We start from the raw sequence: 14,110 nt of genomic DNA, 5'->3' as shown, positions 1-14,110 counted from the left end.
TTCATGATGAATTTTAGTTTTTAGCCAATTACTATTGACAAATTAACCATAATTTATAATTAGTGCTTTTTATTAGCAAGCAGCTTTTTATCTGCATCTTCCATTTCTAAAAGTTCTGGAATAGTCACAAAGCGATAGCCTTGTTTTCTAAAATTGCTAATAATTTCTGGCAAAGCTTGTATAGTTCTAGAACGGTTGCCACCACCATCATGCATCAGCACAATACCACCAGGTTTTGAATCTTTAATTACGTTATTTATCAACTTTGGTACAGATGGTAATTTGTAATCTGTAGAGTCAGCCGACCACATCACCACAGTATATTTTTGCCCTTTAGCATAAGCATTTAATCCATTGTGCATGACACCCCCAGGCGGTCGGAACAGATTTGTTTTAGCACCTGTAACTTGATAAATTAGGTCTTCTGTGCGATCAATTTCAAAAGCAGCTGCTTGTGGATTAAAGAAGTGATACCAGTGATGCCAAGTATGGTTGCCAATGACGTGACCTTGAGTTACAATTTTCTTTCCTATTTCTGGAAAGTTTTTTAGATTCTGCCCAACAACAAAAAACGTTCCTTTGATATTATTTGATTTCAGAATATCTAATACTTGCTCTGTAGTGTCAGGCCAAGGGCCATCATCAAAGGTGAGAGCAATCACTTTCTCTCCGTTAGTGAGTTTTGCCTCGTTAATTATTGCCCCTTGAAAACGTGATGGTACTGCATAAGATAGTCCTTTTGTTTGTGCTTCTTGTTGCCAACTTGTAAGCATTGCTGCTTTTAATTTCTCAATGCGCTGCTGAGTTCCTACGTTTGCAGCTACATCCTTGATATCTATATTTTGTCTAATCTGAGCTTCCGAAGCATTTGGTCTTAGAAGCATCATAAAAGCAAGGCTAAAAACACCACCTAAAGCAAGCAGTGCAATTAATATTCCTTCTGGCCACAGAAACGACTTATTGTTTTCCACCTCATTGCTCCTTCAAATATCGAACCATCAACCCCGGTTATGACGGTACGTTATAGCACATTTTTTAGATATCTTAGATACCAGTTACTTTCTGATAATCCTGAAAATTGGAATTGGGGCTAACGAAGATTTACCATTGAGAAGATAGACTATACCGCTTTAACTGAATCTACATACTTTAGATTTGGATGAGCGCTTACACAATACTTAGTACTGTTTAATATCAACCCATTCATCGAAGGCAAAGTCTATACTTCCAAATTCTTAACGCTAGCTCCAAGAAGGAGCAAAATTAGATAATTAGCCACACCCCAACATCCTCTTAAATAGGAATTATGAATTAGTTTCTGTCTTTCATTTCACCGCTAAGGCAACACGAACATTTCAAGTTTTATAGCTTTATAAATAAGATTGAGCTAGACTGTTGCGCCTATAATTTGCAGTTTTCACAAGCTGAAATTTTTATCTTCAGACCTTCTGACAGCAAAATTGTAAGTTATACAACTTTGTGAATTATTTGATTAACATCCAAAACTACTTACAAGGGAAGGGGTATCTTTCAAAAAAGAGTATAGGAAACTATTAGTTCTATTCTTGATAAGATATATTCTACTGCCTGCTGCCATTTGTTCCTTTTTAAGAAAAAGTTAAGTTTTCGACTCACAGAATATTACCTTGCACTTTCTATGAAATAGACCAGACGAAAATTGATTAAATATAGTTTCTCATTGCCAAGGGGCACTTATGCGTTAATCTAGATACTTTTGACTGATTTAGCAAAAATAATTTTATCGGTAGTTTAGTCCTATTTTTAATGTTGATACCTTTAGCCTAAATTGCTAGTGAATTTTGTCTGTTAATCTTGTTCTCGATAATCTAGGAGATTTATATCTTATTAATAGTACAATCTAACATCTAGTGTCACCGTGTAATTACGTAAAAAATCGAATACATATAGGCAAGTTTTTTAAATCAATATTGAGTCCTATGTGGCATTTATGCTATTGAACTATTAAATTCTACACGTAAGTGCAAAATGTATTTTTTTACTATATACCTTGACAAAGCTAAGATTTTGTATTTAAAAGTACATTTAAATAGCAATGAATCTTATGTAATATCACTTAATAATACATATCAAAATATATTTTCCTTCAGCCGATATCAAATCTGCTCAACGATCGATAATAAAACTACCCCACCCGCCCTATGGGGAACCTTATGATGCCTTGGGGAGGGGTAAGGCGAGAACTATGGGCAATTTACTGCACATCATATCAGCCTATACCGAAGAAAGGTAGAGGACAGGAGGAAGTAGAACTGAAAATTATCCAATAACTTGCCTTATAATTGCAACAATTAGAATTAGGATTCTTAATTATCCAGGAATCTTGATGATTTGCTTGTATTCCCTAAGACATGTCATCGTTTATTGACAGTACTTTTACTTGTGTTTAGTAGACGTAATAACTGTATTATTTAATATCTATATGGGTTGATGCAAGACCTAAATTGTTTATAAGTATAAGTATAAGTAAGTAGGCAAGAAAAAATCAAGATATATTAAGGAATGTAAATTAAATTGGAATTAGCTTGTAGTGTTCGCGTAGCGTCTTGTAGAGAAGGCTTAATTTCTCAAATTAGGGCTGAAGCCCCACTACAAACCTTTAATTATTTACGGCGCTCTACTTACCTTTTGAGTCAAAATAATCAAGGTATTTGTCCCACTTCTGAAACTGGCTACAAATTTTTATGATTCCTCACGAAAGTGATGTAAAAGAAAAACATGCGTCGTTAAAAGTATTGCGTAGTTGGCAAGAAAATCTGATTTTAGTTGCGATCGCATTATTTTTAGCACTTCTGATCAGGACTTTTATTGCCGAACCCCGCTATATCCCTTCTGATTCGATGCTGCCAACCTTACATACTGGCGATCGCTTGGTAGTTGAAAAAGTATCCTACCATTTTCACCCTCCCATAACTGGGGATATTATTGTTTTTCAGCCACCCGCAGAACTACAACGTCGGGGATATCCTAAAGACCAAGCTTTTATCAAGCGGGTTATTGGTGAGCCTGGTGAGGTAATTAGTGTTGATTCTGGCAAAGTCTATCTCAACGGTCAACCATTGGCAGAAGACTATATTGCTGAACCACCAAATCAGCCATATCAACCAGTCAAAGTCCCAGAAGATGAATTTTTTGTCATGGGAGATAACCGCAATGATAGTAATGACTCTCGCTATTGGGGCTTTTTACCTAGAAAAAACGTCATTGGTCGGGCAACATTTCGTTTTTGGCCGCTCGATCGCATTGGGTTTATTTAATTAATTTTGGATTTTGGATTTTAGATTTTTCCTTCAATCCAAGTTGCGCTGTCAGCGCACCAAAAATGCAACTCAAAATCTAAAATTAGCAGAGTTAGGAGTTATTTTAAAACTTCTAACTTAAAACTTTAAATAATACATCAGTTGAGCGATCGCATCACCACTTAGCTCTAGCCGTCGTTGAAAATCAGCTAGGTTACGGTAAGGTCCTACTGATTGCCGATTTTGAACAACTGCTTCTGCTAAAGACAAATCTATAAATGGAATTTGGGCTAAGTTTTCGACTGTTGCTGTATTCGGATTGACTAAATGGGTCGGATTGTCTAGAGATTCGCGATCGTAGTAAATAAAATTTAGCAGAGGCTTTAATGGTTCCAGGCGCGGCGCTGGTATAGCCAAAGCCGCAGCGATATCTTCAATACAGTAAAATTTAACACCAGAATGCGAAAGTTCTACAAGCGATCGCGCTTGGTGAATTGACAAACCTGGTAAACGTAACCAATCATCGACAGTGGCTTGATTAGCATCAATGCGAATACCTAATTTTGCCGCAATTTGAATTTCTTCCCCAGATTGCAGGCGATAGTAAGGATCGTTGAGGAGCTTGGCGCGGAGTTTTTGCAGTCTGGGATTCAAAGGTAGCCAGTTATTCATCTTATCGCTTACCTCAAGAAATCTGGTCTAGCAATTGGCGGCGCTTTTGCTCAAACTCATACTCTGAAATCAGTCCATCTTGGCGCAAAGCATCTAATTCTCGCATTGCGTCAGCCATCGCTCCTATCTGATTACTTACCTTTTGTGAGTTTCTTGTCGCTGACTTGCCAAGATTAAAATTACGATCGAAAGCTTCTTCATCTTGGGCTAAATACCAAACTCCCTCAATAGCACTAGCTACCTTGGGAATGGGTGTCCAGGAAAGCAGCACATACAAAATACCCCACAACGGTTGTCCTAGATAGAATTTATGTAATCCTGAAATTGTTAGCGTGCCAGAAAAAGCTAAAACAGCAGCAATACTTCGACTTTTGCGCTTAGTCAACATATTTCTAATAAATCTATCAATACCACAGTTCCGACAATCAGATAGTCAACTACCTGGCTTCCCCTCCAGACTTTTGAAAGTCCCACACACAATTTTGAAGAAATTTGAGTAAGTTTCACATGACTGTGCATTGAGCTTTGATGCTAATTTTAAGTTTTTAACAGCTTTATTACTACTATGTCACAGACCTTACTACCGTCGGGATGGGTTGAAAAGCTTTGCGATCCTTACGCTGTCTTAGGAATCTCTATGATTGCTGACGATCGCCAGATTTTCAAACGCTATTACACTTTAGCGAAATTGTTACATCCCGATCGCAATACTAAAAACTGTAATTCAGATCAACAATTAGCAACGGCAATATTGAGCCATTTAATCAATCCAGCTTATGCACAACTGAAAAATCGACAGAAGCGCTTAATTGCGATCGCTATGCTGCGCTCCGATGCAAGAGTTTTGGATCAGAAGCCTTTGTCTTCTAAAAATGCCATAGCTCAGGAAATGATGGAAATGCCTACACCCGAAGCAGAATTATTTTACGAAGAAGCGATCGCCTGTTATGCAGAAGCTCAATACAAATCACTAGATCAGTTTTATCAGGTGACGCAACAAATTACTATACTAAATTTAGTATACTTACGCTTCCATAAACCAGACCTCTTCCTACCACAAAAAGTTGTTCCCATCATCCCTAAAGTAGAAGTCAACCCAGTTGAATTTACATTAACTGAAGTTAAACCAGTTTTGACAAACTACGCTCAACGTCATTACCAGCGAGCTATTGAATACGTCAAGCTAACCAAATGGCCCCTAGCCGTACAAGAACTGCGCGATGCCATCAAGTTAGAGCCAAATAACAGCGACTATTATGCCTTATTAGGTTTGGTACATCTCAAACAGAAATTTATCGGGATGGCTAGGGTTTATATCTGTCAAGCATTAAAACTGAATCCGCAAAATTCACTAGCTTTAAAATACGCTTCCGAACTGAAAATTAAACTGGGCGAAAACACCAATCCTAAATCAATGGCTAAAGCTATGAGTATTGCGGCTTTATTAAGTCGGTTTACACAGAGAAAAGGTTCTCAAGTCAAGTGTTGAAATTTGGGTAACAAACCTTACTAAAACCGAAGCTTAGTCATCAGATTACTCACCTAGACTAAAATAATAAATAGAAGTAAAACTATTAAGCTACTGAGTCTGGACACTCAGTTTAGTATAAGCAATATGGGATTCTTCGATTCTGAGATAGTTCAGCAAGAAGCTAAACAGCTATTTGAGGATGTTTCCTTCCTATGGCCCACCTAAGAGTGAATAAGGCACATAACATCCTGGCTCAAAGAGCATAAATACTGCTGTTGGTGTGTCTTGTTTTAGACGGCTTTCTACAAACAGCGGACGCGACGCACCCAGCAGTGTAGGAATAGACCCAACCCGTTCAAGTGGCCACCATGCTTTATTGATTAAATCTGTTTGTGACCTGCAATTTAGAGTTTTTCCATACATGTAATCCCGATCACACTCCAGAGGACCGACGTAGCTACGCTGACCGTATGGAATTGTACAAGGAATGCCGTTTCGTCCGGGCAAGGCATAACCGTGTTGCCGAAGGACACGTGGTAGGAACATGGCTGACAGTACGGAAAATGCCAGGATTCCTGCACCAAAGCGTAAAACTAGTTCTGTTAATAGCCATAAAGTCTTAACGAGGCAAATAGAGGTCAATCAGCGCATTTTCCGCGATTACAGACGGAAAGATGAATCTATAACGGGACTTGAACAAAGTTCAAGCCCAAACAAACCCTAAACGCTTTAGGTGTAAAGCAAATACAGTAAGTTTCACAGACCTTTATTGAGTCGGTCTAGCGAGAGGAAGCGTTTTCAAGTCAAGTGTTGAAATTTCGGTAACAAACCGTACTAAAAGCGAAGCTTAGTCACTAGATTACTCACCTAGACTAAAATAATAAATAGAAGTAAAACTATTAAGCTACTGAGTCTGGACACTCAGTCTAAATATAAGCAATATGGGATTCTTCGATTCTGAGATAATTCAGCAAGAAGCAAAACAGCTATTTGAGGATTATCAAGCACTAATCAAGCTTGGTAACAACTACGGCAAATTTGACCGCGATGGCAAAAAGCTGTTTATTGAGCAAATGGAAGCCATGATGGATCGGTATCGCATCTTTATGAAGCGTTTCGAGCTATCAGAAGATTTCATGGCCCAAATGACCGTAGAACAACTGAAAACACAATTAGGTCAATTCGGTGTCACCCCGCAACAAATGTTTGACCAAATGCACCTAACTTTGGAGCGGATGAAAACCGAGCTAGAAAAACAGGCTTAGTAAATTTTAGATTTTGGATTAATTGCCAATCCAAAATCCAAAACGTCAAATTATTGTGACTTAGGGCGAGAAAACTGAGAAGGTGACTTGAAGTTTTCTACTGGTGTGTTCTTAAGTGCCTTCTCCATAAAATCTTTCCAAATAGGAGCGACCATAACACCACCTGTTGCATGGTCAGCTAATTGTCTGTTGTCGTCTCTCCCTACCCAAACCGCAGTTGTTAACTGTGGCACAGTTCCAACAAACCAAATATCTTTTTCTGATGATGTCGTTCCCGTCTTACCGGCCGCTGGACGACCGATAGCAGCACCTTTACCAGTACCTTCAGAAATTACCGAGCGCATCACATCAATAATTGCTGCCGATGCCCAAGGATCGAGAACTAGCTGAGGCTTGGGAGTGTTGTCTAGCAACACGTTACCACTACTATCAGTGACACGGGCAATTACAGTTGGTGGTGACTGCCAACCATAATTAGCAAAGGTGGCATAAGCACTAGCCATTTCCAGAGGTGTAACACCAATTGCACCAAGAGGCAAGGAAGTAACAGGTTCCATCGGACTCATAATACCCAAGGTACGACAAGTTTCGATCACTCGATTCATTCCCACAGCCTTACCAATCTTGATTACAGGAATGTTTCGTGACTGGGCTAAAGCTGTTCTAATTGGCATCGATCCCCTAAAACTGTTATCGTAATTTCTGGGTGAGTACCAACCGTTACCATCTCGATAGCTGACTGGAGAATCTTCCACCGTTGAGTCTGCCGTATATTTACCAGTAGCAAAAGCAGTATAATATACAAATGGTTTAAAGGAAGATCCGGGCTGACGTTGAGCTTGAGTTGCCCGATTGAATTCACTGGTTTTAGGATCTATACCGCCCACCAATGCTTTGATAAAATGTGTGCGCGGATCAATTGACACCAGCGCCATTTGGTTTTTAGATAATCCCTGATCTAAAAGTGCTTTATGCCACTTAGTGACGGTTTCCTCTGCCATTATTTGGAACTTGGCATCAACTGTCGTTTGCACGCGCATCCCACCTTTTAGTAGTGTGTCACGCCCAAACTTTTTAGCCAATTCCTGGGCTACGGTGTTGGTTACGTAAGGTAAGGCACTACCTTGAAAGGATTTGATTTTACCAAGTTTGATTTCCTGCTTGAGGGCATTGTCATACTCAGATTGGTCGATCCAGTTTAATTCCAGCATCCGCCCCAGCACTTCTTTTTGTTTCTGTTTTGCCAGCTTCATGCTCACAAAGGGGCTGAATTCTTCTGGTGCTTGGATCAAACCCGCCATCATTGCTGACTCACCCAAGGTTAAATATTCTGATGACTTATTAAAGTAACTACGGGCTGCCGTTTGCACACCATAATTATTATGACCCCAATAAACTTGATTGAGGTACATTTCTAAAATTTGGTCTTTAGTGAGAATTTGCTCTAACCTGATTGCTAGCACTGCCTCTGCTAACTTGCGGGTAAAGGCGCGTTTTTGAGATAAAAACAGGTTTTTTACCAATTGCATAGTAACAGTAGAGCCACCCTCTTTGACTCCACCTGCTACCGCGTTAACTACTATAGCCCGGCCAACACCAGTCGGGTTAATACCGTGGTGATCGTAGAAGTGGCTATCTTCACTTGCTAATACAGCCCGTTTTAAATTCGGGGAAATTCTATCTAGGGGTACGACTTCCCGGTTGGCTTCCCCGTGAATACTCGTTAAAAGTTTACCCTTAACGTCATAGATGTAAGTTGTTTCTGAGGGAAAAAAGTTACGTAGCTGTCTCACATCTGGCAAGTTACGGAAACTAATGGCTAAACCAACCAGTCCTCCGGCTACAATGGAACTTGCCAACATGGTAATTGAGAGCAGAGTACCGCCAGTTACCTGACCGACTCCTTTCAAAAACTCAAAACCTGATGAAGCCCGACGTTGTGGCTGTTTATCTTCAAAAGTCCTAGAAGACGACACGGCGATTTCACTTCCTCACTTATAAATTTAACTGTAATTGATTGGACGAAGCAAGGCGGTTAATTTTTTGCAATTATAGTAGTTTGGCAGATGAGAAAGTGGATAAATTGCAAGTGTTTATAACCAACTTAACTTCTAGCGGGCAAAACATAGCTAACAGTGGATTTTCTAGTATGACGCAAGATTTTGCTTGGCTGCGTCGTGGTGTTGTAGAAGTTTTTCCACAACCAACTGATGTTAACAGCGAAAATCTAGAAAAGCGCTTGTTAACTACAAACCAACCTTTGAGGATCAAGTTGGGAATTGACCCTACTGGTACTGATATTCATCTTGGTCATAGCATACCAGTACGGAAACTGCGAGCGTTTCAAGATGCAGGGCATATAGCAGTTCTAATTATTGGCGATTTTACCGCACGTATTGGCGATCCGACAGGTAAATCTGAAGTGCGTCGTCAGCTTACAGAAGCAGATGTAGCCCAAAATGCTCAGACTTATCTCGATCAAGTACGTCCTATCTTGGATTTTGACACACCAGGAAGGTTAGAGGTGCGTTATAACTCCGAATGGCTCTCTGGGCTTAATTTAGAGAAAATTTTGGAATTACTCTCCACGATGACGGTGGGGCAGATGTTGGCTAAGGAAGGATTTGCCGATCGCTATAAGAAAGAGAATCCGATTTTTATCCATGAGTTCCTATACCCGTTAATGCAAGGTTTCGATTCCGTTGCTGTTGAAGCAGATGTGGAATTAGGAGGGACAGATCAAAAATTTAACATCGCTGTAGGCAGAGATTTGCAGCGCCATTTTGGTCAAAAGCCCCAGTTTGGGATGCTGCTGCCAATTTTGATTGGCACAGATGGGGTGCAAAAAATGTCTAAGTCTTTAGGTAATTATATTGGGTTGTCAGAACATCCGGGGCAAAAATATCAGAAGTTACAAGGGGTTCCAGATAATCTGCTGGAGGAGTATTTTGAACTGCTGACAGATTTACCTTTGGATAATTTGCCAGAAAATCCCCGCGATCGCCAAACTCTCCTAGCATGGGAAGTTGTCAAGCAGTACCACGGCGAAATAGCCGCCAAAGAAGCAAAAGAAGCAGCGCAAAGTGGCGGAAAGGAAGGTGCAGTTCCCGAATTTTCTCTAGCTGAAGCATCACAGTTTCCCGCGAAATTAGCCTATATTCTGAATGTCACTGGCTTATGCAAAAGTACAGGGGAAGGTAAGCGGAAAATTCAAGAAGGTGGAGTCCGCTTAGATGGCGATCGCATTACCGATGTTGATACTACTTTTGCTGATTCTGGTGAGTTACAAGGTAAGGTTTTACAAGTTGGGAAAAATAAGTTTGTGCGTTTAGTTTAAATGGGGAGTGGGGAGTAGGGAATGGGGAATAGTGAACAGGCTGAAAAACGAGTTATTGTGGCTTTGGATGTGCCGGATGAAGAAAGTGCGATCGCTCTTATAGATCAACTCCCGCAAGTGGTTTGGTGGAAAGTCGGCTTAGAGTTGTTTACTAGCACTGGCCCAAAAATTCTGCAAGTTTTGAAATCTAAGGAAAAGCGCATCTTCCTAGATTTAAAGTTTCACGATATCCCTAACACAGTTGCTGGCGCTTGTCGTAGTGCGGCTCGTTACGGGGTAGATTTATTGACAATTCATTCTACATCAGGGACAGAAGCTCTGAAAGCTGCAACAGAAGCGGCACAAGAAGGGGCTGCCCAAGCGGGTGTAAAACCGCCTAAGTTAATTGCTATTACCTTGTTAACGAGCATTTCTGCTAGAAAGTTGGCGTTTGATTTAAAGATTCCCCTAGAATTACCAGAATACGCGCTAGAAATGGCATTGCTGGCTCAAGAGGCGGGATTGGATGGGGCAGTTTGTTCGCCCCAAGAGGTGGCACAGTTGCGAGAAACTTGTGGAGATGACTTTTTGCTAGTTTGTCCGGGAGTACGACCAACTTGGGCTGATATTGGCGATCAAAAGCGATCGCTTACTCCAGCCCAAGCAATTATTGCTGGTGCAGATTATCTCGTAATTGGCCGTCCCATTACTACTGCTACTGAGCCGGAGTTAGCCTGGAAGAGGATTTCTGAGGAGTTAACCACAGTGACATGAAACTAAGAGTCAGTGAGAAACTCAAAGACAGGGCGCAGGGTGTAGGGGAGAAAAATTTTGCTTCTTCGCTTCAGAAAAAAAATTATAGTTGGCTTTTAGTTTGTAGCTTCTGGGTTTTAGTATTAAATATTCTTACTTACCCAGCATTCTCGATAAACCTTACCCCTAAACCCTCTCTTTTAGCAGAAAGGGAAAATATCAACGACGGGGCGAAATCTTTCTGTTCCGATCAAAATTTAGAAACATTAACTATACAGTTACTCCAAGATTTACCTAGTTATACTAATCGTGCTAGTCAACGCGCCCGTCGCCTCAGCAGAAGCAGTGATATTTACAGTTATATGCTAGTGGCAGGAAGACCTGAATTTACTCCTTTGCCCCTAAACCTTGAAAAATATAGTGCAGATGCGTCTAAAAACTCTACATCAGGAGTCGAGCAAGTTTTCTTTACTACCTTGGAGCGGCAGTACATAGGAAAGAAAGCGATCGAATTGCAAGAATTCCACTGGCTGTTGTTGACTAAAACTACAACTGGTTGGCATTTAGTAATGATGTTTACTCAAACTGGTTCCTATTCAGGAAAGCAGCCGTTATCCCCACCACGCGATAGTAGTAATGGCACTGTTGCCCAAGGGGTTAATACTTGGTTACGCGATTGCCAAGCTGGAAGTGTGCGTAAATAAAACCTAATTCAAAATCTTCTGGTTCTTCGGTTATTTTTATGGAAAATCTGCTTCAAAATCATTGAAAGCCCTACCCTATAAGCATTTCATTCAAAACAGTACCATAATTTTTTATAACCCTTGCCCCACAAGGATTTTGTTACAATCAATCCTCAAATACCATAAAAGGGACGCAAGAGCCAATCTTCTTAAATTAGGAGAATATTAAACAATGTCTAAAATACTTACTCAAATTCTCTATGAACAGGATTATCACTTGTGGTTAGAAACTACCTTAAAACAATTGTAAGAACGAGATTTAGAGCATCTTGATTGGAAGCATTTGATTGAGAAGATTGAAAGATTGGGTAATGAACAGAAGCACAAACTCGAAAGTTATCTTTTGCAACTTCGTAAACATCTCCTTTTGTATCAACATTGGAGTCTTCCTGAATGTAAAAATCATTGGGAAGTAGAAATTGATAATTTTCGGGTGGAACTTAGGAAATTAACCAAATCTAAAAACCTCTACAACTATCTGCTCACAGTGCCTGAAGAAGTCTACATTGATGCGCTACGACAAGCAAAAAAGAAAAGTGGATTGAATTGTTTTCCGCAAACTTGTCCTTATACCATTGAGCAAATTTTAGATGTGGATTATTTACCATCATTTATCTATTGTTCGATTAATCGATTCCATAAATATACATCATCCAATCACCGTGTATCAGTATAATTGCGCCTATGCCTTTGGAAAGATTTTCAGCAAGTTTAGCTGATAAACAGCCAAAGAAAGCATAGATTATTTAAAAACTAAAGCGGGCTTGAATTTAAGCGTTGTAACTCCCGTTTTTTGGCGATAACATAGAAATAAGTTTATTTAAAGCTTCTCAAACCGCTTTTAGCGTGAGTTTTTTTATGGAGATTCAATTAATCAACATCGGCTTTGGTAACATTGTGTCTGCTAACCGAGTAGTTGCGATTGTCAGTCCAGAGTCTGCCCCGATTAAGCGGATTATTACGGATGCACGGGACAGAGGTCAACTTATTGATGCAACTTACGGCCGTCGGACTAGGGCTGTAATTATCACCGATTCCAGCCACGTAATTCTGTCGGCAATTCAGCCGGAAACGGTAGCGAATCGCTTTGTAATTTCCCGCGATCATCAAACTGTAGATAATTAGTAGTAGGTTATTTCTACTCCTCTTTGTACCGAGCGGCAGTATTATCTGAATTAGATAAGTTTTTTGTCACCCTTGCTACAAATTCTTTAGTCACCAGTGAATTTGCTCAGGAACACAAGACTAATGAATAATATCTTCATTGATTAATTTATAGGTTGAGGGGATGATACCAGTTTTACCTATCGAGAGTAGTGCTACTACCGAAGAATATTTGCATTTAGGCAGATTGATTGTTTTAACTGGCCCTAGTGGGGTTGGTAAAGGCACTTTAATGCGATCGCTGCTACAACGTCATCCAGAACTTTATTTTTCCGTATCCGCAACCACTCGTTCTCCCCGTCCAGGGGAAATAGATGGCAAAAATTATTACTTTGTCAGCCGTAGTAAATTTGAACAGTTACTCGCTGAAGGTGAATTTTTAGAATGGGCAGAATTTGCTGGTAACTATTACGGCACTCCCCGCGAAGCTGTACTTAACCAAATTCATTCTGGCAAGTTGGTAGTGCTAGAAATTGAACTAGAAGGCGCAAGACAAATTCGTGCTTCTTTCCCCAGCGCCCTCAGCATTTTCATTTTACCGCCTTCTTTTGAGGAATTGGAGAAACGGATACGCGATCGCGCCCAAGACTCTGAAGAAGCGATCGCTCGTCGTCTACTCCGCGCCCAAGAAGAAATTCAAGCCGCAAATGAATTTGATATTCAAATCGTTAACGACGATTTTGAAACTGCTTTAAATGACATTGAAACGGTTTTGTTTAAATAAGTTTGGAGAGACGCGATTAATCGCGTCTGTACGGGAGTAAGGAGTTAGGAATTTTAACTCCTTACTTCTAACTCCTAACTCTTAATTTCTAAATTAACCAAATAAACCTTGAATTAGTCCCAGGTTGCTAGTCAAAAAGTAAGCAACTACTGCACCACCAATACCACCAATTAAGAAAGAACTGGCAAAGTTGTTCCAGCTTTCTTTAGAGTTAAAAGCATCTACCGGGGGATTGGGTACGGTAACGCTAGCAAGTGCTTTGGGTGGATTGCTATTGGAATACAAGGATAGACAAGCGGTAAGAACAACAACCAAGCCAATCGCTGCCAGTAAACCAGCTAAATTCGCATTATCTGTATCCCGCAGTGGGCCTAATTTGGCAAAGGGGCCAAATAGCAAGTAACCATGAGCCATGCCAACTTCTAAACCGCGTCTGGCAGGAGCCAGACCTGGGCGATAGGCAGGTAAGTTATTAATGAACCACTTGACCAAGGGAGAAGCATTAACCGGGGTTTCTAGGTTGCCAATCTGCGGATCGCGGAAAGCAGGGAAAACAACTTCCCGATTTCTGGGATCGCTGGGGAGATTCTTTGATGCATTTACAGCTTGTGCCATATTTTATGTTCGCCTCTAAATTTAAAATGGTGGCATTTTTATATTAATAATAATTGTAGCTAAAGATGTCTTTTGGCTAAGAAGTTTAGAAAAATTAATTTAGCTACTT

13 protein-coding genes and 2 pseudogenes are annotated in these 14,110 nt (G+C 40.2%); 10 read left to right on the top strand and 5 right to left on the bottom strand.

The window, feature by feature from the left end; all coding sequences use genetic code 11:
- Nucleotides 1-59 precede the first annotated feature (59 nt).
- Nucleotides 60-971, bottom strand: a complete 912-nt coding sequence (locus V7K38_RS26370) for a polysaccharide deacetylase family protein (protein ID WP_334862182.1) — start codon at nucleotides 969-971, stop codon at nucleotides 60-62.
- Nucleotides 972-2,723: 1,752 nt separating this feature from the next.
- Here V7K38_RS26370 and lepB point away from each other — a divergent pair.
- A complete protein-coding gene (gene lepB / locus V7K38_RS26365; protein WP_334862180.1) occupies nucleotides 2,724-3,296 on the top strand; it encodes a signal peptidase I in 573 nt (190 codons plus the stop codon).
- Nucleotides 3,297-3,416: 120 nt separating this feature from the next.
- Here lepB and V7K38_RS26360 read toward each other — a convergent pair whose 3' ends face one another.
- Both V7K38_RS26360 and V7K38_RS26355 read right to left on the bottom strand, forming a co-directional pair.
- Nucleotides 3,417-3,950, bottom strand: coding sequence for a ComEA family DNA-binding protein (locus V7K38_RS26360; RefSeq protein ID WP_334862178.1), 534 nt, complete (start codon nucleotides 3,948-3,950; stop codon nucleotides 3,417-3,419).
- A 13-nt stretch (nucleotides 3,951-3,963) separates the two neighbouring features.
- Nucleotides 3,964-4,338 (bottom strand): NINE protein, encoded by a 375-nt coding sequence (locus V7K38_RS26355; protein ID WP_334862176.1) that lies wholly within the window; start codon nucleotides 4,336-4,338, stop codon nucleotides 3,964-3,966.
- Between the two features lie 177 nt (nucleotides 4,339-4,515).
- Here V7K38_RS26355 and V7K38_RS26350 point away from each other — a divergent pair, with 177 nt between their 5' ends.
- The 3 genes and pseudogenes from V7K38_RS26350 to V7K38_RS26345 all read left to right on the top strand — a co-directional run bounded on the left by V7K38_RS26350 (nucleotide 4,516) and on the right by V7K38_RS26345 (nucleotide 6,686).
- Nucleotides 4,516-5,439 carry a J domain-containing protein gene (locus V7K38_RS26350; protein ID WP_334862174.1) on the top strand — a complete coding sequence of 308 codons (924 nt, stop codon included), beginning with the start codon at nucleotides 4,516-4,518 and terminating at the stop codon, nucleotides 5,437-5,439.
- A gap of 126 nt (nucleotides 5,440-5,565) precedes the next feature.
- Nucleotides 5,566-5,634, top strand: a pseudogene (locus tag V7K38_RS29735) (DUF1825 family protein); the annotation flags it as partial.
- A 728-nt stretch (nucleotides 5,635-6,362) separates the two neighbouring features.
- A complete protein-coding gene (locus V7K38_RS26345) occupies nucleotides 6,363-6,686 on the top strand; it encodes a DUF1825 family protein (RefSeq protein WP_334862172.1) in 324 nt (107 codons plus the stop codon).
- 50 nt (nucleotides 6,687-6,736) lie between these two features.
- Here V7K38_RS26345 and V7K38_RS26340 read toward each other — a convergent pair whose 3' ends face one another.
- Complete coding sequence (locus V7K38_RS26340; RefSeq protein ID WP_334862171.1) at nucleotides 6,737-8,662, bottom strand: transglycosylase domain-containing protein; 1,926 nt, start codon at nucleotides 8,660-8,662, stop codon at nucleotides 6,737-6,739.
- Between the two features lie 173 nt (nucleotides 8,663-8,835).
- Here V7K38_RS26340 and tyrS point away from each other — a divergent pair, with 173 nt between their 5' ends.
- From tyrS to gmk, 6 genes and pseudogenes are all read left to right on the top strand, one after another.
- The gene (gene tyrS / locus V7K38_RS26335) at nucleotides 8,836-10,023 is read left to right on the top strand and encodes a tyrosine--tRNA ligase (RefSeq protein ID WP_334862169.1); all 1,188 of its coding nucleotides are present in this window, start codon (nucleotides 8,836-8,838) and stop codon (nucleotides 10,021-10,023) included.
- 21 nt (nucleotides 10,024-10,044) lie between these two features.
- Complete coding sequence (gene pyrF, locus V7K38_RS26330; RefSeq protein ID WP_334862167.1) at nucleotides 10,045-10,776, top strand: orotidine-5'-phosphate decarboxylase; 732 nt, start codon at nucleotides 10,045-10,047, stop codon at nucleotides 10,774-10,776.
- A complete protein-coding gene (locus tag V7K38_RS26325) occupies nucleotides 10,773-11,459 on the top strand; it encodes a hypothetical protein (protein WP_334862165.1) in 687 nt (228 codons plus the stop codon). Before pyrF ends, V7K38_RS26325 begins: the two co-directional genes overlap by 4 nt.
- 301 nt (nucleotides 11,460-11,760) lie before the next feature.
- A pseudogene (locus V7K38_RS26320) lies at nucleotides 11,761-12,174 on the top strand (DUF29 domain-containing protein); the annotation flags it as partial.
- 182 nt (nucleotides 12,175-12,356) lie between these two features.
- Entirely contained in the window at nucleotides 12,357-12,623 is a 267-nt protein-coding gene (gene remA, locus V7K38_RS26315; RefSeq protein WP_012410221.1) for an extracellular matrix/biofilm regulator RemA, read from the top strand.
- Between the two features lie 163 nt (nucleotides 12,624-12,786).
- A complete protein-coding gene (gene gmk / locus V7K38_RS26310; protein ID WP_334862163.1) occupies nucleotides 12,787-13,386 on the top strand; it encodes a guanylate kinase in 600 nt (199 codons plus the stop codon).
- A 93-nt stretch (nucleotides 13,387-13,479) separates the two neighbouring features.
- Here gmk and V7K38_RS26305 read toward each other — a convergent pair whose 3' ends face one another.
- Complete coding sequence (locus tag V7K38_RS26305) at nucleotides 13,480-14,001, bottom strand: photosystem I reaction center protein subunit XI (RefSeq protein WP_334862161.1); 522 nt, start codon at nucleotides 13,999-14,001, stop codon at nucleotides 13,480-13,482.
- Nucleotides 14,002-14,110 lie beyond the last annotated feature (109 nt).

Origin of the sequence: Nostoc sp., from assembly GCF_036917465.1 — a bacterium.
Lineage (GTDB): Bacteria > Cyanobacteriota > Cyanobacteriia > Cyanobacteriales > Nostocaceae > Nostoc.
This window is presented reverse-complemented; position numbering and strand designations above follow the sequence as displayed.